Source organism: Chitinophaga pendula (genome assembly GCF_020386615.1).
GTDB classification, from domain to species: Bacteria; Bacteroidota; Bacteroidia; order Chitinophagales; family Chitinophagaceae; genus Chitinophaga; species Chitinophaga pendula.
This window is the reverse complement of the sequence record NZ_CP077769.1, coordinates 4,646,735-4,668,887: the sequence shown is the minus strand read 5'-3', so window position 1 is coordinate 4,668,887 and position 22,153 is coordinate 4,646,735. Positions and strand designations below refer to the sequence as shown.

At 49.0% G+C, this 22,153-nt stretch carries 13 protein-coding genes; 10 read left to right on the top strand and 3 right to left on the bottom strand.

The window, feature by feature from the left end; translation table 11 throughout:
• The first annotated feature begins 45 nt into the window (after positions 1–45).
• The 9 genes from KTO58_RS16685 to KTO58_RS16645 all read left to right on the top strand — a co-directional run bounded on the left by KTO58_RS16685 (position 46) and on the right by KTO58_RS16645 (position 14,062).
• Positions 46–1,305, top strand: a complete 1,260-nt coding sequence (locus KTO58_RS16685) for a metallophosphoesterase (protein ID WP_095838282.1) — start codon at positions 46–48, stop codon at positions 1,303–1,305.
• A 123-nt stretch (positions 1,306–1,428) separates the two neighbouring features.
• Positions 1,429–2,382 carry a hypothetical protein gene (locus KTO58_RS16680; protein ID WP_095838283.1) on the top strand — a complete coding sequence of 318 codons (954 nt, stop codon included), beginning with the start codon at positions 1,429–1,431 and terminating at the stop codon, positions 2,380–2,382.
• 404 nt (positions 2,383–2,786) lie between these two features.
• The gene (locus KTO58_RS16675; protein ID WP_095838284.1) at positions 2,787–3,389 is read left to right on the top strand and encodes a porin family protein; all 603 of its coding nucleotides are present in this window, start codon (positions 2,787–2,789) and stop codon (positions 3,387–3,389) included.
• Positions 3,390–3,676: 287 nt separating this feature from the next.
• The gene (gene lon, locus KTO58_RS16670; protein ID WP_095838285.1) at positions 3,677–6,079 is read left to right on the top strand and encodes an endopeptidase La; all 2,403 of its coding nucleotides are present in this window, start codon (positions 3,677–3,679) and stop codon (positions 6,077–6,079) included.
• Between the two features lie 176 nt (positions 6,080–6,255).
• The gene (gene porQ / locus KTO58_RS16665) at positions 6,256–7,275 is read left to right on the top strand and encodes a type IX secretion system protein PorQ (protein ID WP_095838286.1); all 1,020 of its coding nucleotides are present in this window, start codon (positions 6,256–6,258) and stop codon (positions 7,273–7,275) included.
• 186 nt (positions 7,276–7,461) lie between these two features.
• Positions 7,462–8,049: an RNA polymerase sigma-70 factor gene (locus KTO58_RS16660; protein WP_095838287.1), complete on the top strand. Its 588-nt coding sequence runs from the start codon at positions 7,462–7,464 to the stop codon at positions 8,047–8,049.
• A 75-nt stretch (positions 8,050–8,124) separates the two neighbouring features.
• Positions 8,125–9,102, top strand: a complete 978-nt coding sequence (locus KTO58_RS16655; RefSeq protein ID WP_095838288.1) for a FecR family protein — start codon at positions 8,125–8,127, stop codon at positions 9,100–9,102.
• Positions 9,103–9,134: 32 nt separating this feature from the next.
• A complete protein-coding gene (locus KTO58_RS16650) occupies positions 9,135–12,491 on the top strand; it encodes a SusC/RagA family TonB-linked outer membrane protein (RefSeq protein WP_095838289.1) in 3,357 nt (1,118 codons plus the stop codon).
• Between the two features lie 11 nt (positions 12,492–12,502).
• Positions 12,503–14,062: a SusD/RagB family nutrient-binding outer membrane lipoprotein gene (locus KTO58_RS16645; protein WP_095838290.1), complete on the top strand. Its 1,560-nt coding sequence runs from the start codon at positions 12,503–12,505 to the stop codon at positions 14,060–14,062.
• Positions 14,063–14,123: 61 nt separating this feature from the next.
• On the opposite strand, the gene KTO58_RS16640 is transcribed toward KTO58_RS16645, so the two are convergent.
• From KTO58_RS16640 to KTO58_RS16630, 3 genes are all read right to left on the bottom strand, one after another.
• Positions 14,124–16,493, bottom strand: a complete 2,370-nt coding sequence (locus KTO58_RS16640; protein WP_095838291.1) for an ABC transporter permease — start codon at positions 16,491–16,493, stop codon at positions 14,124–14,126.
• 159 nt (positions 16,494–16,652) lie between these two features.
• The gene (locus KTO58_RS16635) at positions 16,653–18,761 is read right to left on the bottom strand and encodes a T9SS type A sorting domain-containing protein (protein ID WP_225859796.1); all 2,109 of its coding nucleotides are present in this window, start codon (positions 18,759–18,761) and stop codon (positions 16,653–16,655) included.
• Positions 18,762–19,037: 276 nt separating this feature from the next.
• On the bottom strand, positions 19,038–21,251 hold the full coding sequence (locus KTO58_RS16630) for a glycosyl hydrolase family 8 (RefSeq protein WP_095838293.1): 2,214 nt from the start codon (positions 21,249–21,251) through the stop codon (positions 19,038–19,040).
• Between the two features lie 290 nt (positions 21,252–21,541).
• On the opposite strand from KTO58_RS16630, the gene KTO58_RS16625 reads away from it, so the two are divergent.
• Entirely contained in the window at positions 21,542–22,018 is a 477-nt protein-coding gene (locus KTO58_RS16625; RefSeq protein ID WP_095838294.1) for a VOC family protein, read from the top strand.
• The last annotated feature ends 135 nt before the right edge of the window (positions 22,019–22,153 follow it).

The following is a 22,153-nucleotide window of genomic DNA, read 5'->3' as shown; positions in this document are numbered from 1 at the left end:
TGTGGTACCTTTCGCCGAGCAATTTACTTATGTAATATAAAGATAATGCGACCTGGATTTAGTTCTATTTTATTGTTGTTATTGACACTGTGCCTGGATATTTATGTATTCATGGCGATCCGTACGGTATTTATTGGTGCATCGCCGAAGTTGCGGCTGACGGTATTTACGATCTACTGGGTGATCAGTGGGGCGGCGTTGTTGTTATTGTTATTGATGCCGTATGTGAATTACCGGGAGTGGCATCCGTTGGTGCGATCGTATGCGATGGCGTTGTTGATGGGGTTGTTCCTGGCGAAGTTGTTGGCGGCGGTGTTTTTGTTGTTGGATGACGGTCGCCGGTTGGTGCAGTGGGCGATCCGTCAGTTTAACGGGCAGACGAAGGATCTGGCGCCGGCGGCGGGGATCAGCCGTTCGCAGTTTTTTACGCGTTTGGGGTTGTTGGTAGGCGGTAGTTTTTTTGCGACGCTGGTGTATGGATTTTCGAACAAGTACAATTACAAGGTGCATAAGATGAAGTTGCGTTTTCCTAATCTGCCGGCGTCGTTCCGGGGGATGAAGATTGTGCAGATATCGGATATCCACAGTGGTAGTTTTAATGACAAGCCGGCGGTGGAGAAGGGGATTGCGTTGATCAATGCGCAGCAGGCGGACCTGGTATTGTTTACGGGTGATCTGGTGAATGACCGTGCGGTGGAGATGGAGCCGTATATGGATATTTTCAGCCGGTTGAAGGCACCGTTGGGGGTTTATTCAACGTTGGGTAATCATGATTACGGGGATTATGTGCCCTGGACGGATAAGGATGCGAATGGTTACAGTGCGATGCGGCATGCGAACCTGGAGCGGTTGAAGCAGATACACGGGGAGATGGGTTGGCGATTGCTGATGAATGAGCATGTGATGCTGGAGCGTGGTGGGGAGCAGATTGCGTTGTTGGGTATTGAGAACTGGAGTGCGATGAGTCGTTTTCCGCGTTATGGCGATATGAAGAAGGCGTATGAGGGCAGTGCGCAGGCGCCGTTCAAGATATTGTTGTCACATGATCCGACGCATTGGGATGCGCAGGTGCGTACGGAGTATCCTGATATTGATCTGACGTTGGCGGGGCATACGCACGGGATGCAGTTTGGGGTGGAGATACCGGGATTGAAATGGAGTCCGGCGCAGTATATTTATAAAGAGTGGGCGGGATTGTATCAGCAAGGTGCGCAGCATTTGTATGTGAACCGGGGGTTTGGGTTCCTGGGTTATCCGGGGCGTGTGGGTATCTTGCCGGAGATCACGGTTATTGAGCTGGTGTAGGGGATACCACTGAACTATGCATGCAGCCGGAGGTGCCTTAATAGTCAATACCGTACCGCATTTTAGATTTTGGGATTTGCGCTTTGGTGGGTATATTGTGCCTGTAATATCAACCAAAAATGCATGCGATGGTCACTGTTTATTATATTCTTTCTGCTCAATAATGTAGCGGTAGGCCAGGCGTTGAAGGAGTTAGAGCGGCAGCTTGACTCATTACTGAATAAACAAAAAAAGAGTGAACTAATTATAGGTGTGGGATATGGTAACAATCCCGCCTATTCGGAGAAGCGGTTGCGTTTTGAGCAATCGCTGGAGTTAAAGCCTTTTGTTTCTCCTTCTCTTACGTATTATCACAAGAGTGGTTTTTTTGCCAGCGCGAGTAATTATTACATTTTCAATGGCAGTAAGCAACCCTGGTTTGAATGGGATTTTTCTGTAGGGTATGATTATACGGAGCATGATGATTTTCTTGCTGGTATATCGTATACCCGTTATCTATATGCCGACTCGGCGAATGTGCCGTTGACGCCTATTCTCAATGAGGCTTTTGCTTATTTCTATTACCGCAGGTGGTGGTTACAGCCAGGTGTGAGTATTGATATGGGCTGGGGTCGGGATAAGGATGTTATTGGTCCGTTTGATCATACTTTGCAGGGGTATGATTTTAATGTGATAGCGGTGTTACGGCATCCATTTATTTTCCTGGATGTGTTACGGAAGAAGGATGCGTTGTTGATGACGCCTTCTTTTGGATTGACGATGGGGACGGCTGCTTATGACAGTCATTTGTTGCGTCGTGCAGGTATTGCAGCGAGTGCGTCATGTGATAAGGGGCCGGAAGGTAATAATGGCGGTGCGCCGATCTTTAATATTCCGAATGAGTTTACGATACATGCTTTCAGTGCATTTTCGCCGAGGGCATTGGATGTGACGATGAGTGTTTCTTATATCGTAGGTCCGTTTACGTTTAATCCTTCTTACACTTTATATCGCCCATTGGGTATGGATCAGGGTCTGGCGGGTTATTTCAGTGCGCGTATATTTTATACATTACTGAGTGGGGGTAAGTGGCAATAGCTATTTTCTTTTTACGGCAGGAGATATGGTCATTGGGGTTTGTTATTCTGTCGGGCGGACAATTAATAGTAGCCAAAAGAACGTATCCAGTACCCTTTATATTGTTGGTATCTTAATAAATACCGGATCGGCTGTAAGTGTTGTAGTACCTATATTTTTCCTAAAAAATTTTTCTCCTTATAATCTATTGCTTTCCAATATAGTTGGTATTTGGCTGGCGGAGTATATGCGTTCCGTCAGCAGTATGTATATATGCTTTTGGGAAACGAGCATGGAATTTGTTTGTAAAAAAAAGTTAAAGTTGCATAGGGGGGGTAGGTATGAATTACGTCTTATAAAGGAATTTGCAACGTTAGAGATCAATCTTCTTTTTAAATTTTAACCAGTTATAAAACAACAACAACATGAAAAAACTGTTTCTCGTGATGGCAGTATTAGGTATAACTGCCCTGTCCACGGTACAAGGCCAGAGTCTTATCCGCTTTGGTATTAAAGGTGGTGCCAACCTTGGAAAACTGCAGGGTAATGGTTACCAGGATGGCTTCAAACTGGGTTATCACCTGGGAGGTCTCGTACAGGTTAATTTTTACAAAGGCTGGGGTGTGCAAGGTGAGGTGATCTTCTCTCAGAGCACTACCCGTACAGTAGATAACTTCAGTGAGATTTACAAAGGAGAGAATATCAGCACAGATGCTAACGGCAAGAAGATTAAACTGAACTACCTGAGTATTCCGATCCTGGCGAGCATTCCTTTGGGTACTCCCCGTGTGAAATTGCAGTTAGGCCCTCAGTACAGCATTTTGCTGAGTGATAAGAACGTGATCCAGGGTGCGAAGCAGGCTTTCAAGAGCGGAGATTTTTCTGCTGTAGGTGGTTTGTGGGTGCAGCTGCCTGTTGTAAACCTGAGTGCCCGTTATATTGTTGGTCTGAGCAATGTTAGTGATATTGCTGCTACTGACAAATGGAAGAACCAAGGCATACAGTTGGGTGTGGGTGTAACATTCTAAGGAAAATTATACGGCAACCTGTATATGAGGGGCTGACCTGAGGGTTGGCCCCATTTTTTTTGTGTTTTTTTGAGGGGGGTGTGGGCGGTATTTTCAGGGGGAGGGGTGTGGATATTTGTTATTTTATAATGAGCCTATTATAGTCGCCCTTAGTTAACTTTGCCGACCGTATAGCGGGGATGGACCCTTGGCATTAATCTTGACTATATAGGTATCATACTAATAATAAGGGGTTTTTTACAAAAAAGCTGACAAATTGTCTTTCCCCAGGAGCTTAAAAAATTGCGATGAACAGATTTTATTTAGGTAATTCAGAAGAAGAAATGGAGTTCATGCCTATTATCCCTTTGAATGAAGAAGGCGATGGACAGGAAGACGAGGAGATACCCCAGGAGCTGGCATTATTGCCGCTCAGAAATACTGTGCTTTTTCCGGGCGTAGTGCTACCGATCACGGTGGGCCGGGATAAGTCGATCAAGGCGGTTACTGATTCTTACAAGACTGACAAAATGATCGGTGTTGTGGCGCAAAAAGACAGTAACGTGGAAGATCCTAATATTGCTGATATTTCCGAAGTAGGTACGGTGGCCCGGATCATCAAGCTGATCAAGATGCCGGACGGTGGTACTACTATCATTATACAAGGCAGAAAGCGATTTAAGATAGAGGAGATTACTACGGAGGAGCCTTATTTCAAGGCCCGTATTGAGGTATTGAAGGATGAGATCGCGGAGAATGATGAGGAGTTTGATGCTTATGTATCTTCTATCAAGGATCTGGCTGGCCAGATCATACAGCTTTCGCCGAATTTGCCATCTGAAGCGAGTATTATCCTTAAGAATATAGAGAATCCATCTTTCCTGGTGCATTTTGTGTCTTCCAACCTGAACTGCGATTTAAAAGATAAGCAGCAGCTGTTGGAAATCAATAATTTGCGTACCCGTGCGGAATTGTTACTGAAGTTATTGCAGGTGGAGTTGCAGTTGGCGGAGTTGAAGAATAAGATCACTAACAAAACGAAAGCGGACCTGGACAAGCAGCAGCGGGAGTATTTCCTACAGCAGCAGATGAAGTCTATCAAGGAGGAGTTGGGTGGTGATACGAATGACCGTGAGGTGAAGGAGATGTTGCGGAAGGCGGAATTGCGGACGTGGCCGGCGGCGGCGGCGGAGTTGTTCAAGAAGGGGATTGAGAAGCTGGAGCGTATGCATCCGAGCACGCCGGATTATTCGGTGGTGTATAATCACCTGGACCTGATGTTGGATCTTCCCTGGAATGAGTATACGACGGACAGTTATGATCTGAAGAAGGCCAAGAAGGTATTGGATAATGATCATTACGGCATGGATAAGATCAAGGAGCGTATCCTGGAGTATTTGGCGGTATTGAAACTGAAGGGGGACATGAAGTCGCCTATTCTGTGTTTTGTGGGACCTCCTGGTATTGGTAAGACATCGCTGGGGCGTTCTATTGCGAATGCGATCGGCCGGAAGTATGTGCGGTTGAGCCTGGGAGGGTTGCATGATGAGAGTGAGATCAGGGGTCATCGTAAGACTTATATTGGTGCGATGCCTGGCCGTATTTTGCAATCTATCCGTAAGATCAAGTCGTCTAACCCGGTGATGATACTGGATGAGATTGACAAGATCGGGAATGATTTCCGTGGCGATCCCAGTTCTGCGTTGCTGGAGGTGCTTGACCCGGAGCAGAACGGTACTTTTTACGACAATTACCTGGAGCTAGAGTATGACCTGAGCAAGGTGTTATTTATCGCGACGGCTAATAATATTAACGCTATCAGTCCGGCATTGCGGGACCGTTTGGAGATCATTGACCTGAGTGGTTATTCGATAGAGGAGAAGGTGGAGATTGCGAAGCGTCACCTGTTGCCCAAGCAGAAGGAGGCGCATGGGCTGAAGGATGTGAAGATACGATTCAGTACGTCGGTATTGGAGCGGATCATACAGGATTATACGCGTGAGAGTGGGGTGCGTGAGTTGGACCGGTTGTTGGCGGCGGTGATGCGTGCATTGGCGAAGGATGTGGCATTGGAGGTACCGTTGCCGGAGGTATTTACGGAGGATACGGTGGAGCGGATATTAGGTAAGAGTAAGTATTCCAATGAGATATACAAGGTAGGTCATCCTCCGGGGGTGTCAGTGGGGTTGGCGTGGACGTATGTGGGCGGCGATATCCTGTTTATCGAGACGAGCCTGAGTGAAGGGAAGGGAGAGTTAAAGCTGACGGGTAATCTGGGTAATGTGATGAAGGAGTCTGCAGTGACGGCATTGAGCTATATACAGGCGAATGCGGCGGCGTTGAAGATAGATCCGAAGTTATTGCGGGAGCGTAATGTGCACTTGCATGTACCGGAGGGTGCGGTACCGAAGGACGGACCCAGTGCGGGTATTACGATGCTGACGGCGTTGGTATCTGCCTTTACGGGTCGGAAGGTACGATCGTACCTGGCGATGACGGGGGAGATCACTTTACGCGGGCAGGTATTGCCGGTGGGAGGTATTAAGGAAAAAATATTGGCCGCAAAACGTGCGGGTATCAAAGAAATTATACTCTGTTGGCAGAATGAGAAGGATGTGAAGGAGATCAATGCAGATTATATTAAGGGATTGAAGTTCCATTTTGTGAAAGAAATGAACCAAGTCCTGGAAATTGCGTTATTAAAAAGGTAAGTGTTAAGTATTACCGCCATTCCTGGCAGTAACCAATTTCCTTTCATTCGTGTTCTTGTTGTTATCACGAGTGAATATCATGTTGATTGTTTTAAGGGTTAAAAAAGCAAAGCCATCCCGGTAACCGTGGGTGGCTTTGTTATTTTTATGCGCTAATTAATTATTTTGTGCACGCCATGCGCATATACCTGATCCTATTTTTATTCCTTTTTCCTGCGGCGCCTGTGATGGCGCAGTTGTTGGGTGGCCAGTCTGTATATTCTTTTCTGGAGCTGCCTGTTTCTCCTCAGCTTACGGCTTTAGGGCAGGTCAATGTCAGTCAGCAGCATCAAGACATTACTTTATCGGCGATGAATCCTGCGTTATTGCGGCCGGCTCATGACGGGCAGTTGTCGGCCAGTTATGCCCGTTATTTTGGGGATGTGCAGTATGGGCATGCGATGGGTGGTTATTATGCGGAGGGTATCGGGATGACTTTTGCGGGAGGTATCCGGTACATTAACTATGGTAACCTGACGCATACGGATGCCGGTGGTAATGTGCTCGGTACTTTTACGCCCCGGGATATGGTGGTGCAGGTGAGTGCTTCGCGGCGGTACTTGCAGCGATGGCGTTATGGGGTGACGGTGAAATATATCAGTTCGCGTTATCAGGTGTATCGTTCGAGTGGAATAGGGGTAGATGTGGGTATTACTTACCAGGATACGACGCATGGGTTGCAGATAGGGTTGGTGGCTAAAAACATGGGGGGGCAGTTACGCGCTTATGTGTCCGGTATGCGGGAGCCATTACCTTTTGATTTGCAGATCGGTATTTCGAAAAGATTGACGAAGGTGCCGTTGCAGTTGTCGGCGGCATTGCATCACATTCATCAGTTTGACATCCAGTATGGGGGAGCTGGTATCGACGGGGAGGAGGGGAGTAAGGGCAGTGGTATTGACCGTTTTTTCCGGCATGCGGTGGTATCGGCGCAGTGGTATATAGGCCGTTATGTAGAGTTGGACCTGGGGTATAATCATTTATTGCGGAAGGAGCTGGCCTGGCAGCAGGCGGGGTTGAGCGGGTTTTCGGGAGGGGTGGGTATTGTAACGAGGAAGTTGCAGTTGCGTTATGCGCGGTCGTGGTTCCAGCAGGGGAGGGCTTTTAACCAGTTGGGGGTGCAGGTATCGTTGCCGGCGTTCCGTATGAAAGTATAGGGTATTTTGTAAATCTCTTTGTAGCATGTCAATATTTGCTATCTTGTAAGCACCAAAATCATCGTTTTACTACCATTGATATTATTTTTATTTTAAATGATCCACACTTGCTTTGTACAGCCGGTTTGTGAGCTGCTATAGCTATATATTTGACACTTATTTCTTATCGTTGTAATTGTTGTATTTATGGTCCATTCAACGGATGAAGAACTATGCCTTCAGATCGTGGAGAGCAGTCAACCAGCTTTTCGTGTACTCTATGAGCGGTACAATAATGCTATTTTCTGTTATGCGTTGAAGTTGTGCGGATCGCGGGAGATGGCGTTGGACGTGGTGCAGGAGGTGTTTCTGCGGGTGTGGGTGAAGCAGAAGACGTTGAATCCCTCGTTGTCTATCAAGGCGTACCTGTTCAAGTGTGCGCGTAACTTTATATTAGATCATCTGAAGAAGGCGGTGTATGATGAGCAATTCCGATTTAATTTCCTGAATTCCTATGAACATGACCCGGCGCCGGTGGTGAATGCTTTGTATTCGAAGCAGCTGGAGGAGATCCGGATGGATGCTATCGGGCAGTTGCCGGGGCAGCGTCAGTTAATATATAAGCTTAGTAAAGTAGAGGGACTTACCAACCAGGAGATCGCTTCTCAGCTGGGGCTATCTATCAATACTGTCAAGGACCAGTTATCGAAGGCTTCGCGTTTTATCCGTCAATATCTTCATCAGCACGCTGACCTGGCGGTGCTACTTGTCGCTTTTATCGAGGTGGCAGCCTAATAAAAAAAATTTTATGGCAGGATCGTACGATGCTATTAATAGATCGTATTACTATATATACACTACATTTTCGACATGGGACAACAGGCAGTGATCAGGGAATTATTTATCCGTTATGCAGCGGGGAAATCGTCTGTGGAGGAGCGGGCAGCGTTGCTGGCTTATCTGCAAGGTGATCCTTTTCCGGAGGCTATTCCCCCTGTGGAGGAGTTGTATGTGAACGACCGGATTGCGCCTATTACTGTAGCGGAGTCGGAGGCTATCTTTCAATTTATTGTGCAGCAGCCGGTGGCAGCGCGGGAGATACCTATGCGTCCATACCGATGGTGGTTGCGTATAGCGGCGGTATTGCTGCCTTTGGTGGCGGTGAGTGTGTTGTTGTATCACTACCTGCGAGCACCTGCTATGATCCGGTATTCGAATACCGGTACCGAGGTGCGGGTGATATCGTTAGCGGACGGTACGCGTATACATCTGAACCGGCATAGTGCGATACGGCTTGCTAAAAATTATCTGCAGCAAGTGAGGTGTGAGGTATGGTTGGAAGGGGAGGCTTTCTTTGATATAGCGCGGGATGCGAACCGCCGGTTTACCGTGCATGCGGATGTGTTGGAAGTGAGTAACCTGGGTACGGCATTTAACATTAACACCAATGGTGGTAACCCGGTTGTTATCTTAAACTCTGGGGCGGTGAAAGTGGCTGCTATGCAGGTATCTACGGTGCGGATACTACGGCCTGGGGAGGCTGCGTATTTTGATGCCGGCAGTCGTGCGTTGCGGGTACAGCGGACGGATACGTTGTATCATACTGCTTGGAAGTATAACCTGTTACCGTTCCGGGCAGCTAGATTGGAGGAGGTGCTGGAGACGATCCGTCAACATTATCATATAGACACTATTATATTTAAAGAGGAAGGAATAAGGGGGCAACAATTTACCGGCTATCTGACATCGAACAATCTGAAGCAGGCATTAGTCACACTGGAACAAGTATTTAATTTAAAGATCACACAGGAGAACAATCAAATCGTTGTGAACAATAAGAAGTCCTAACCAAGTCAACGTACTATAAGTAAACATTTATTATGAAAACAATTAAATCAACCGGCATCCGGCTGGTAATGGTTGCGGGCATGCTATGCGGTGCCGGCGTCCATGCGGGGTATGGCGGTGGAAAAGCGTATCACGAAGATCAACCAGCGACGGTACCACTTGTATCTTTTATTTCGAGGCTGGAGGGGAAATTTGATATACGATTCAGTTATGATACGCGGTTATTGAAAGGGAAGCAGATACCCAGTCCTGATGTGGATGAGTTTACGCTATCGAATATGGAAGTGATGCTGAAGCGGTATATTTCGCCATTGGGATTGCTTTGTAAGCGGATCGACAACAAGCTGTATATTATCAGTGCTATTCAGCAGCCTGCGATAACAACGAGCGGGAAGGTGCAGCTGGCGGTAGCGGAGCAGGTGCAGGCGGTGCGAGGCGTGGTGAAGGATTCGAGCGGTAATGTGCTGGCCGGTGTGGTGGTGAAGCTGAAAGGTACTTCCCGCGGTGCGATCACTGACGGGCAAGGTGTATTTGTTATTGACAATGTGCAGGAGGGGGATGTGTTGTTATTCAGCCTCATGGGATTTACTAACAGGGAGGTGGTGTACCAGGGACAGCGGGATATTACGGTGGTGATGAAGGAGTCGACGGTATCGCTGGGACAGGTTGTGGTGACGGCGTTGGGTATCAAGCGGGAGGAGAAGTCGCTTGGATATGCGGTGCAGCAGGTGAAGGGGGATAAGGTGCAGACGGTGAAGGGGGTAGATATTGGTACTTCGTTGACGGGTCAGGTATCGGGGTTGGTGATTAAAAACTCTACCGAATTTTTTGCACGACCTACTATTGAGTTGCGCGGAGAAGGTGCGTTGCTGGTGATAGACGGCGTACCTTATGGGAATATGACGCTGCGTGATATCCCTACGGACGATATTGCTGCTATCGATGTGTTGAAGGGACCTACGGCGTCGGCTTTGTACGGTTCACGTGCGGCAGGCGGTGTGTTGCTGGTGACGACTAAAAAAGGAGGTGAGCCTGGACTGTCGATCAATGTGAACAGTAATACGATGGTGCAGACGGGATTTCTGGCGATACCTAAACCGCAGACCTCTTATGGCCGTGGGCAGTATGGTAAGATCGACAATGACTATGTGTGGGGGCCTAAGCTGGATATAGGCGGTACGGCGAGGGACTGGAACCCGGAGACGAAACAGTTTGAGGATAAGCGTCCGCTGGAGTCTGTAGGCAGGAATAACCTGAAGAATTTCCTGGAGTTGGGTGTGGTAACGAATAACAATATCAATGTATCGCAGAGTGGTAAGTTAGGTAGTTTCCGGGCATCGCTCAATCATATTTACAACAAGGGACAGTTTCCCAATGCGAAGCTGAATATGTTCAACTTCACGTTAGGCGGGGAGTTGAAGGCCAGTGAAAAATTCAAGCTGGAGGCACATATGGGATTGAGTCGCCGGGAGTCTCCGCAGGTATGGGGGGCTGGTTATGGCAACCAGGGCTATATTTATCAGCTGACGATGTGGACGGGTCCGGAGTATGATATCCGCCAGTATCGTGACTACTGGAAGGTGCCGAATAAGACGCAGAACTGGATGTATACGAACTGGTATGATAACCCTTACCTGATTGCTTATGAGAAGTTAAACGGTATACAGCAGCATACTATCAATGCGAGCCTTACTGCCAATTATAAATTCAGCAATGACCTGAATCTGTTGGTGCGTACGGGTTATGATGTGTATAACAACAAGGAGACATTCCAGAATCCTACTGCCAACATCTTTTCTACGCGAGGTGGCTGGAATGCGAGAGGGCGTTATTCTATTAACAATGCGTGGGGATGGAGTATCAACAATGATGCGATATTGAGTTATACCAAAAAGGTGGGGGACTGGTCATTTGATGCGATGGGGGGAGGAACGATCTATTACTGGGTGGATGAGGGGTTGAATGCGAGTACGAAGAACGGCCTGGTGTCGCCTACCTTTTATTCTTTAGCGGCGTCTGTGGAGCCACCTACTATTTCCCAAAGTTATACGAGCCGGCAGGTGAACAGTTTGTATGGCCGGTTAGCTATCGGTTGGAAAAATGCCATTTTCATAGATGCGACTGGACGGAAGGACTGGAACTCTTCGCAGCCGGAGAATAGCCGAGCTTATTTCTATCCATCGCTTGGAACGAGTGTGGTATTGTCTGAGCTGACCAAGATGCCGGATGTGTTGGATATGTGGAAGATACGCGGTGCGTGGGCGACCTTTAAAACGCCGGCGGATGTATATGCGATCAACCGTTTGTACAGTACGACTACTTCTGCCTGGAACACGCTTAATGCTGCCAGCTATCCCAGTAACCTGTTAGGTACTGACCTGCTGCCCAGTTCACAACGTACCTGGGAGATCGGAACGGCCGCTTACCTGTTTAAGAAGCGACTGCATATCGATGTAGCTTATTTTAACAAGTACTATTACAACCAGCAGCGCTCTGTGTCTATTCCTGGTTCTTCCGGTTTTTCCAGTACGCTTGTCAATACTAATGAGACCTATGTACGTAAGGGGGTAGAGATCACATTAGGAGGGACGGTGATCCGCAAGAAGGGTTTTGAATGGACGACGATGGTGAACTGGTCTAACCAGCACCGTTACTATGTGAATATTGACTCTGTATATTCTGCCAAGAATCCCTGGACGAAAAAGCATGAGCGGATGGATACGTATACCGGTCGTTACTGGCTGACGGATCCCAGTGGTAATATCATTCACGTGAACGGTTATCCGGTGAGCAGTGATTATGATAAGAAGTATGGTTATAGTGATCCTGTGTTCAGTTTTGGTTTTATCAACAATTTCCGGATCGGGCAGTTCAATGTAGGTATCAATATTGACGGCCGTGTGGGAGGTTTGCTGTACAACTATACGTATGATAAGATGTGGGATACGGGTACTAATCCGGAGTCGGATAACTCTTACCGCTATGACGAGGTGGTGAAAGGATTGGCCAATAACTATGTGGGTAAAGGTGTGAAAGTGATATCCGGTAGTGTGACGTATGACAACTTTGGCAATATCACCAGTGATACGCGTCAGTATGGGCCTAATGATACGAAGGTGTCTTACCAGGATTATGCGCAGAAGTTCAGGGGTGGTGACAATGGTATCCAGAAGAAGACTTTTGTAAAGGTGCGTGAGATATCTGTGGGATATAGTTTCCCCGGTAAGTTATTGTCCAGAACGGGTATTAAGCAAGCTTCGGTTGCTGTGACGGCTCAGAACCTCTTTTTGTTCACCGGATTTAAATTTTCTGATCCTGACGTAGATGCGGAGAATCTGAACTCTCCATCGCAGCGGCTGCTGGGTATCAATTTCCGTATAGGATTCTAAAGTAAATACATATGACAAGTACAATATCTAAATACATGATCGGCGCTGCGTTGGTAGCCAGTGTGGTGGCCGGCTGTTCAAAGTTTGACCAGATCAATACGAATCCTAACCGGACTACGCAGGTGAGTGCACCGATGCTGGCTACTTCGTTGATACTAGGTATTACGAGAAGTGATATCAGCACGCAGAAGTCCTTTATGCAACCCTTTCTGTTGGGTAAGTACCTGACCTGGGGGGAGGGGCAGGAGAATTCCCAGTATAACCGGTTTGGGCGGACGTCGACGAACCGTATCCCTATATTGCGGAATGTGGCGCCTATGATTGCCAATGCGCAGACGGAGGGGGAGCGTAAATCTTACCAGGCGTTGGGTTATTTCGTGCGGGCGTGGCAGTTTTTCCAGACGACGATGGAGGTGGGTGACATTCCATATTCTGATGCGTTAAAAGGGGAGTCGAACGGTATTATACAACCTAAATACGATCTGCAGCGGGATGTATTTAAGGGTATACTCAGTGAGCTGGACAGCGCCAACAATCTTTTTGCGCAAGGGGTCAATTTTGACGGTGATCCTATTTATGGCGGGAAGGTGGATAACTGGCGGCGGCTGACGAATAGTTTTGCTTTGCATGTGCTGATGAACCTGTACAAGAAGACGGGGGATGCGGAGTTGAAGGTGGTGGAGCGTTTTCGGGATATTGTGGCGAACCGTCCATTGATGCGGACGTATGCGGATAACCTGGCGTTGACCTATAATGGTCTGGCGGGGCAGAACTATCCCTGGTCGGACATTCCGGCAGGATCTGGTAATCCGTTTGTGAAGTCTAACTATACGATGTTGTCGAGTACGTTGATAGATCCGTTGAAGCAGTTGCAGGACCGCCGGTTGTTTTATTATGCGAAGCCATCGCCGGTAAGGATTGCGGCAGGTAAGACGGAGTCGGACTGGGATGCTTATATCGGGGCGGAACCATCTGATGCATTTCCTGATCTGCAGAAGAAGCGGTTGTCGAAGGATTATTCTGACCTGAACAACCGATATGTGAATATGGTGAATACGGAGCCGGTGAGTGTATTTAGTTATCAGGAGTTGCAGTTTATATTGGCGGAGGCGACGCTTCGTGGCTGGATCAGCGGTACGCCGGCGCAGACGTATTATGCGGCTGGTATCAGCAGTGCGATGAACTTTACGGCAGCGTTTACGCCGGACTTGCAGGATTATCATCACGGTATGAAGATCGACAATGCTTATATCAACAGTTATATTGCTGCGGTGGCATTGAGTGGTTCGGTGCAGGAGCAGCTAGGGCAGATCATACAGCAGAAGTACCTGGCTAACTTCTTACAAGGGTCGAATTACAATGCTTGGTATGAGAACAGGCGGACGGGATTACCTGTATTTAAGCTCAACAGTGCTACTAACCTGAACACGCCTACGACGAAGTTTCCTGTGCGGTGGTTATATTCCGGTAATGAGTTAAGTTATAATACGACGAACCTTTCTGTGGCTATTCAACGTCAGTACAATGGTAATGACAATGTGAATGAGGTGATGTGGTTGTTGAAAGATTAGCTTTCATTTTGTGTGTTTATGCCCTACGGCTGCCTGGCAGCTGTAGGGCTTTTTTGTGTTCTTATGTTTCGTTGAGGTGGCGGGCGGGGTTATCGGTGGCTGCTTTGACGGTGAGGCTGCCTACGGTGATGAAAGCGATGACTATGGATATGGTGCCTGCCAGTGCGAATATTTGCCAGGAGGGGTTGATATGATAGGCGTAGTCGTTGAGCCAGTTGCGGATGATCCACCAGGCGAGTGGGGTAGCGATGATGAAAGCGATCATGGTGAGTAGCAGTAGTTCGAGGGAGAGGAGGCGGACTATTTGTATGATGGAGGCACCCAGGACTTTGCGGATGCTGATCTCTCGTCTGCGTTGTTCTGTGGTGAACTGCGCGAGACCGAGGAGGCCGAGGCAGGATATGAGGATGGCCATGCAGGCGAATTGTTTGGTGAGTGTTTGTATGATCTTTTCGCTGGTGTACAGTTGTTGGTATTCCTGATCGGCGAGGCGGTAGAGGAATGGATATGCGGGATTGATCTTTTTGCAGACGTTTTCGAGGGCGGTGAGTACTTGTGGTGTGTGATCCGGTGAGGTGCGGATGACGATATTTCCCCAGCCTTTGTTGCCTAATGTGATGATGAGCGGGTTGATATTCTGGTGGAGGGAGCCGGTATTGAAGTCTTTGACGATGCCGATGATGGTTTTGGGGTGGCTTTCGTTTTCGAGGGTGATTTGCTGACCGATGGGGTCTTTGAGTTCCATTTTCTTTACGGCAGCTTCGTTGAGCAGTACATTTGCTGAGTCGGCGGGATAGGTGTGGGAGAAGTCACGGCCTGTGAGCAATTGTATGTTCATGGTGGTGGTGAAGTCATGTTGTACGTTTACCACTTCGAAGGTAGGGCGGAAGTTGTTTGGTTTTCCTTTCCATTTTACGTCATCCTGTGAGCCATTAATCTCGACGGGGGAGTCGGTCATGAGTGTGACTGATTGTATGCCAGGTATCTGTTGTATTTGTTGTTTGAAGTAGTCATATTGAGTGGCGAGGTTGCCTTCTATCGGGATGGTGAGAAGGTTTTTTCTATCGTATCCCAGGTTTTTTTCGCTGATGTATTTTACCTGGCTGGATATTGTGATGGTACCTACTACGAGGAGGGTGGATAATATGAACTGGCATACGACGAGTGCTTTACGGAGATGTTGTTCTCTGTTGCCGGGGCGTAGTGTGCCTCTCAGTATTTTGATTGGTTCGAAGGAGGCCAGATAGAAGGCGGGGTAGCTACCAGCGAGGAGACCGGTGAAGGTGCCGAGGAGGAATAGCTGGAGCCAGCAATAGGGTTGATCCAGTGGTATTATGATGGCTTTGCCGGTGATGCTGTTGAAAGCTGGCAGGAGTAGTTGCACCAGTCCCAGTGCGAATATGATAGCTATAAAAGAGAGGAGGAGTGCTTCGCTGATGAACTGGCGGACGAGGTTACTTTTGCCCGCGCCAGCGGTTTTACGTACGCCTATTTCTTTGGCACGTTTCATGGCTCTGGCGGTGGACAGGTTTATGAAATTGATGCAGGCGATGATCAGTACGAAGGTGGCTACTATGCTAAAGAGTATGACATAGTCGATGCGGCCGCCACTGACTTTGCCATTGGTGAAATTGTTGTAGAGGTATTGTTTGTCGAAACGTTGTATGTCTAGTTCTTCCCGTAGTCCGGGGCCTTGGTTGATGTAATAGTGGTCGAGGAATTTCCGGATGTTGCTACGGAAGTTGGGTATTTCGGTGTGTTTGTTGAGCAGGAGGTAAGTCCGGACGCCGGTGCTGGCCCAGCTGGTGGCCCAATCGGTTTGTCTGATAAAGGTTTGCCAGTTGAGGAGGTAGTTGAACCGGAGGGAGGATGTAGCCGGAGGGTCGTCGAATATGGCGGTGACGGTATAATCTTCTTTGTTATTGTGTTTGATGGTTTGGCCCAGGGCAGCGGGTACGGTGCCGAAGAAGGCGATGGCCATTTTTTTCGACAAGGCGATGCTATTGGGGGTGTTCAGTGTTTGTGCGGGATTGCCTTCGAGGATGGGGAAGCTGAACATGCGGAGGAAGTCATTGTTGGCGAAGGCGCCCTCTTCCCGCATGGATGTGTGTGTGGTGCTGAACAGGCTGCGGTCGTAGCTAAAGCCGGAGGCCATGGAGACATCCGGTCTGTTTTTTTTGAGTTCTTCTGCCAGTGGTGCTGGTGTGCTGTATCCTGTCCATACTTTACCCTCGGCATATTCGCTTTGCACTACTGCGTAGAGATGCTCTCTATTGGTATGGAAGGTATTGATCTGTAATTCATCCTGTACACATAGCAATATTAATAAACTACAGGCGCAGCCGATGGAGAGGCCGATGATGTTGATGGCGGAGAATATTTTGGTTCTCCAGAGGTTACGCCAGGTTATTTTTATATAGCTCAGCAACATATTAAGGGGATTGTCTGGTGGGGGTGTACCAAAACGGTGCCCTTTTTCTAAGATATGAAAATCAGTGTTTTATTGGGAGGAGGGTGTTCGTTATCTGACGGATATTGTTCGATAGTGGACGGTCCCGGTGATGGCCGGGACCGTTGGAGGTATGTCTTTTTATTTTGCGATGAGTAGTCTTTGTGTGGTGGTTTTTCCTTCCTGGCTGATGCGAACGTAGTATAGGCCTTCGGGTAAGTTGCTGACGGGGCATATGAGTTGTCCCTGGTCGATGTTGACGGACCTATGGCTGATGACGGCGCCGCTGGCGTTGAGGATGGTCATGTGTCCGCTGCCGTTCCATCCTTTACCGAATTTGATGGTGGCGGAGCTTCTTGCCGGTTGGGGGAATACTTGTATGTCATCCTGTATGGCGGCGGTGATGCCCGGATGGGAGGCGGTTGTTTCGGTGCGGAGGAGGGATTGGGCATCGTCGCTGATGACGATGTCGTCGAAATAGGTTTTGAAGGCGCCGGTGGCGGCGGTTTGATCGTATGCGATCATGATCCTGTCGATGGTTTTACCATTGAGCCAGCTGCCGATGTTGGACTGGATACGTTGCCAGGTGTTGACGGTACCATGGCCGGCGCCGGGGTGCATGGAAGCGCCATTCTGGTCGGTGGCTCCTATATCCCGGAGGGTGGTACCATCGGTCATGACGAGGTCGACGGATGTGAAGCGGGAGATATTGTTGGTGGGGAAGGTCCAGAAGCTCAATTTGGTATTGGCGTTGACGGGTATGTTGACATCGAATACGCGGAAGTAGTGGTAGGAGCCACCGGTGGCGGCGTTGTCGGCGCCGGAGATGCGGATGGCGGTATTGCCGGAGTGGCTGGTTTCGCCGGTTACGGTACCGCAGAGAGGGGTACCGATATTGCGCGGTACGGAGGACGGGTCGGCACTGTTGGTCCAGGTGGGGACGGCATCGTAGTCTGTTTCTACGCTGGTTCGGAACCATACGGGGCCGTTGGAGAAGGGGATGCTGACGTTGGTGGTTAGCGGCGCGGCGCCTTTGAGTACTTTGGTAGCCTGGCCGGCGAGCCGGAGGTAGAAATCGGAGGAGAGGTATTCGCCTTCGGCGCTGGAGGTGAGGAAATATTGGTTGTTGGGTACGGAGAGGTAGCTGTCGGCCATTTTGAGGATGTTGGTGCCTTCATCGTATTCGTCGAACATGGCGATGTAGGCGGTATTCATGCCCAGGTTTTTGATATTATAGAGTTGTCGCCAGAAGAATTCTCCTTTGTTGCGTCGGAAGTCGTTGCGGGGGCCACCGTTCCAGTTGCTCCAGGCGAATCCGGAAAATATCACCGGTTGATAGGCGAGGTTGTTGGCGTTGCAGAAGGTGAGGTCGGGTTGCAGTTGGTTGTTGCGGAAGTCGTCAGCGCCGCTGTTTTCTTTAAAGCGGCCTACGGACCAGGGGGATATCATATCAAAGGCTTTGTATACCTGGCTGTAGGAGGCATAGGAGTCGCCGGTACCTTCGCGCCAGTGGGTGGGGACGCCACCGATCACGTAGTAGCCTTTGGCTTTCAGCCAGTTGATTATGGCGAGGCTGGCGGCTGGTGCTTCAAGGCGGTGATTGAAACCGAATCCCCAGATGCAGATGACGGGTTTACCGTTTTGGTGAGCATAGTAAGGGGATTGGGTGGCGCGGAGGTCATTTTCTATATGGAGCCAGTCATTTTTGAAGAAGGTGGTATCGTCGGCGGCCATATCATACATGATGTAGAAGCTGCGCTGATATTTTTCTGCAGCGCGGCGCATGCGGGTGGTGACGCTGTCTCGCTGGGCTTTGAATACGCCATCTCTGGTTTCTCCCAGGAAACGTTGGAGGGCGACGCCGTCGATACCATATTGCTGCATCCATTTAAAGTGCAGGTCTATGGTGGCTTCGGGGTAGGAGGAGAACAAGCGGGCGGGTTGGCCGTTGTTGAGGTTGCCTAAAGCGGTCTGGAATAAGGTGTTGGCGGGGTATTCACTTACATCGGGGTAGGCCTCGAAGGTAACGGCGCCAGGCGCGGGGCTGCCGTTAGGGGAGTTGAAGGGGCCTGACGACCAATGTCGCCATCGTGCTACGGGTGAGCCATCACCATAACAATTGAACCATCCCTGGTATCCGCAGATCACTCTTCCGGTGACGGACTGTGCGATGGGAGCTACCTGGGCATGGGCCATAAAACCTGCGCTGCTGATGCAGGCAGTGACGAGAGATAGTATCAGTTTCCTCATAGGATTGTGGAATTTTAGTTGGTTGCAAAATAACCAGGGTAGACTAACAAACGGGTTAATAAAGCCATTAACAGGCTTAAAAGTGCCTTAAAAATATAGCTACGGCGGTACTCCAATCGAGTAACGGAGGTCAAAATTAGGGGTTTAATTGTTATCATGATATTATTTGTCAGATAGACAGTTTTCGCTTTGAATGGGGATGAAAAAAGGCTGCTACCTGCTACCTGTTTTAAGGGTAGCGGGCAACAGCCAAGAGTGGATGTTGATATTATATGCCTACTCTTTCAGCAGTTTGGTACTGATGGATTGCCCGTTGTGTACCAGTTTGATGAGGTACAAGCCGGCCGGTAACTGAGCTGCCTGGAGGGAGGCAGATTGGTGTCCGGCGGGTAGTTGGGTGTTGATCAGTATTTTAACGGGTTGTCCGTTGCTATTGTATACGGCGAGCCAGGTGCGGCCTGCTTCTTTGAGACGGAAGGTGATGGTTGTTTGTGTGTTGAAAGGGTTGGGGCTTACTTTGAGTAAGGAGATACTGGTTTCGGTAGCTGAGGTTTTATCGTCAGTGGCGGTACGTAATGCGTTATTGGCGGCAGCGGTGGACCTGATTTTTACTTCTGCGTAGCTGTTCCAGGCGTTTTGGTCGTTGCCATGGCCCAGCAGGCGGACATATTTGGTTGTTACTGCGGTGATATTGAAGGATTCGAATGCCAGTGAGGTGCCGCTGCTTTGCAGTCCGGCGGCTACGGTGTTCCAGTTATTGCCATCGGGGCTTACCTGGATATCAAATTTTGCTTTGCGGGCATCTCCTTTGTAGAAGGCGATGTCGACGCCATTTACGATGCTGTTGGTGCCCAGGCAGTATTGTATCCATTGACCATCGCCGGAGGCGGACCAGCGGGTGTTGAGGTTGTTATCGAGTGTGTTGGCCGCTACGTTTCCGTCGTCGCCGCTGGCGGTAACCGGTGTGCAGTTGGGGGTGCCTTGTACGGTGATGTTGACTGCGGCGGAGGAGGCGGTGGCGTTGTTGTTGTCTGTAGCGATGGCGGTGATGGTATAGTTGCCTGCGGCGACATTATTCCAGTTAACGGAGTAAGGCGCGGTGGCGGCTTCGCCTATTTTATTGCTGCCATTGAAGAATTCGACTTTGGTCACGGAGCCATCGTTGTCGGAAGCGCCGGCGGTGAGGGTGATATTAGCCGGGGCGTTAAAAGAGGTATTGTTGGCAGGGGAGGAGATGCTGACAGTGGGCGGTTGGTTGCCGGGGGTGCCAGCTTCGGGTTTCCACCAGTTGCCAGAAATGAACAGCTGGCAGAGGAGGCTGAAGGAGTCGCTGTAGTATCCTGATTTAGCGGATTTGAGGTAGTTCCAGCCGCTATTGAGCCATGCCTGGTTGGCAGAGTTGACTACGGAAGCGGCTACGAGCGGGCCGATGAATACGGCTTCCTGTCCGCTGCCGGTGTTGCCACCATCGAGTTTGTATCCATCTATGATATTGGTGGGGTTGCCGCCGGTTTTTTGTTTGACCCAGTTGACCAGTTTATTGGAGATATTGAGTGCGTTGGTATTGCCATAGAGGGCATAGTCCATTACAATGCGGAGAGGTACGCGGCAGGCGTTGTAGTTATATTCGTTTGTTTCCGGGAATTCGTCGAGGTAGTTTCTGGGCGCTGGTTCCGGCGGGTTTTTAACTACGAAGTCGGATATCAGCCCGGTGTTTGGAGAGTATTTGCTGGAGAACTGGTTATATACGCTATAGAGGTTGTTGATGACATTGAGCCAGGTGTTGTCGTTTGTTTCCTGATAGAATGCGCGCATGTGGCTGAGCATCCAGTCGGATGGGCGGGTATTGAGGGCACTTTTTTCGTCCCAGTCGCCGAGGTTGAGGCGGTTGTTGGAGGTGACGTTGCTGACTTTCAGTCCGTTGGTGATCATTTTTTTGGCTTCGGCGAGATAGTTGATGGCGCCGTTGGAGCCCCATTGGTAGTGAGCGAGGATGAGGGAGTAGGCAATATCGACATCGCCATCGGTGGCGGAGTCGAAGTGTCCCTGGGCATTTTTGTTGTCAGCGACTACCCATCCCATGAGGTTGTTGTTTTGGGAACTTTTGTAGGCTCTGGCTGTTTTAAAGAGGCCATCGTAGATGGTGCGGGCGTTTGGGTCGTGGCCGGCCATGAGGGCGACGATGACCATGCCATATCCTTGTCCTTCGGAGGAGCCGAGGGGTTTGTAGCCATCGGCGCTGCCGGTGATATCTCCTTTGATGTAGTATCCGCCGGGAAGTGATGACAAGTTGTTTTTGAGATATTGTCCTTTCCAGTAGTCGTAGTAGCTGGCGACGCTGGTGTTCATGGCCGCCTGGGTGACATTGTTGGGTTTGATGCAGTTAGGATAGCTGACGGCTTGTGGAAAGGGTTTGTTTTGGGCCTGCATGTTGATATAGCAGGAGGTGGCAAGCAGGGTGACTGCTAATTTGGTAAATAAGCGGTTCATAACGGTGTGTTTTTGGGTTTAGATAATGACTGTTGCAGGTACTGATATGGGATCAGTAAAGTAGGTATAACGTGTTGTTCAATCGATTGCAATTATCGGCCGATAATGTTATTTAAGTTAGTTATTTTATTCCTTAAAGGAATAACGAGGGGAATGAAATGTCTGATTGGTCAATTATAAAGGTTGTCTATTTTACCCCCGAGGAAGTCTTTTTTGCACCCTTTTTAAGCTATGATGGTGATGTAAGTTTGTATTGTTGATTATCATTTATAAAAACAAAACACTATCATATGCAAAAGATCACTCCTTTTCTTTGGTTTGACAATAATGCGGAGGAAGCTATGGGCTTTTATACTACGGTATTTAAGCATTCGAAGGTATTAAGTGTGTCCCGTTATCCGGAGGGGGGACCTATGCCGGCGGGGTTGGCGATGACGGTTACTTTTGAGTTGGAGGGTCAGCCTTTGATCTTGTTGAATGCCGGTCCGGTGTTTCCGCAGACGCCTGCATTTTCGCTATCGGTGGATTGTGATACACAGGAGGAGATAGACCGTTACTGGGAGCAGTTGACGGCGGACGGTGGTTCGGAGTCGAAGTGTGGTTGGTTGAAGGATAAGTTTGGGGTTTCCTGGCAGATTGTACCGAGGAAGATGGGAGCGTTGATGTCGGGGGAGCATCCGGAGCGGGCGCAGCGTGTTATGCAGGCGATGATGAAAATGGTGAAATTGGATATCGCTGTCTTGGAGCAGGCTTATGAAGGTAAATAAATGACATTATCCGGCGGATGGTCTTATCTGGCTTATCCGCCGGTTATACGAATGATATAGGAAAGGTACAGGAAAGGTGGACGTGAGCTATACGAATGATATAGGAAAGGTACGGGAGAGGTGGACCTGCCTTAT

Coding starts and splice junctions, on each gene's coding strand:
- KTO58_RS16685 (WP_095838282.1), top strand. CDS start 46: ATGCGACCTGGATTTAGTTCTATTTTATTGTTGTTATTGACACTGTGC.
- KTO58_RS16680 (WP_095838283.1), top strand. CDS start 1,429: ATGCGATGGTCACTGTTTATTATATTCTTTCTGCTCAATAATGTAGCG.
- KTO58_RS16675 (WP_095838284.1), top strand. CDS start 2,787: ATGAAAAAACTGTTTCTCGTGATGGCAGTATTAGGTATAACTGCCCTG.
- lon (WP_095838285.1), top strand. CDS start 3,677: ATGAACAGATTTTATTTAGGTAATTCAGAAGAAGAAATGGAGTTCATG.
- porQ (WP_095838286.1), top strand. CDS start 6,256: ATGCGCATATACCTGATCCTATTTTTATTCCTTTTTCCTGCGGCGCCT.
- KTO58_RS16660 (WP_095838287.1), top strand. CDS start 7,462: ATGGTCCATTCAACGGATGAAGAACTATGCCTTCAGATCGTGGAGAGC.
- KTO58_RS16655 (WP_095838288.1), top strand. CDS start 8,125: ATGGGACAACAGGCAGTGATCAGGGAATTATTTATCCGTTATGCAGCG.
- KTO58_RS16650 (WP_095838289.1), top strand. CDS start 9,135: ATGAAAACAATTAAATCAACCGGCATCCGGCTGGTAATGGTTGCGGGC.
- KTO58_RS16645 (WP_095838290.1), top strand. CDS start 12,503: ATGACAAGTACAATATCTAAATACATGATCGGCGCTGCGTTGGTAGCC.
- KTO58_RS16640 (WP_095838291.1), bottom strand. CDS start 16,493: ATGTTGCTGAGCTATATAAAAATAACCTGGCGTAACCTCTGGAGAACC.
- KTO58_RS16635 (WP_225859796.1), bottom strand. CDS start 18,761: ATGAGGAAACTGATACTATCTCTCGTCACTGCCTGCATCAGCAGCGCA.
- KTO58_RS16630 (WP_095838293.1), bottom strand. CDS start 21,251: ATGAACCGCTTATTTACCAAATTAGCAGTCACCCTGCTTGCCACCTCC.
- KTO58_RS16625 (WP_095838294.1), top strand. CDS start 21,542: ATGCAAAAGATCACTCCTTTTCTTTGGTTTGACAATAATGCGGAGGAA.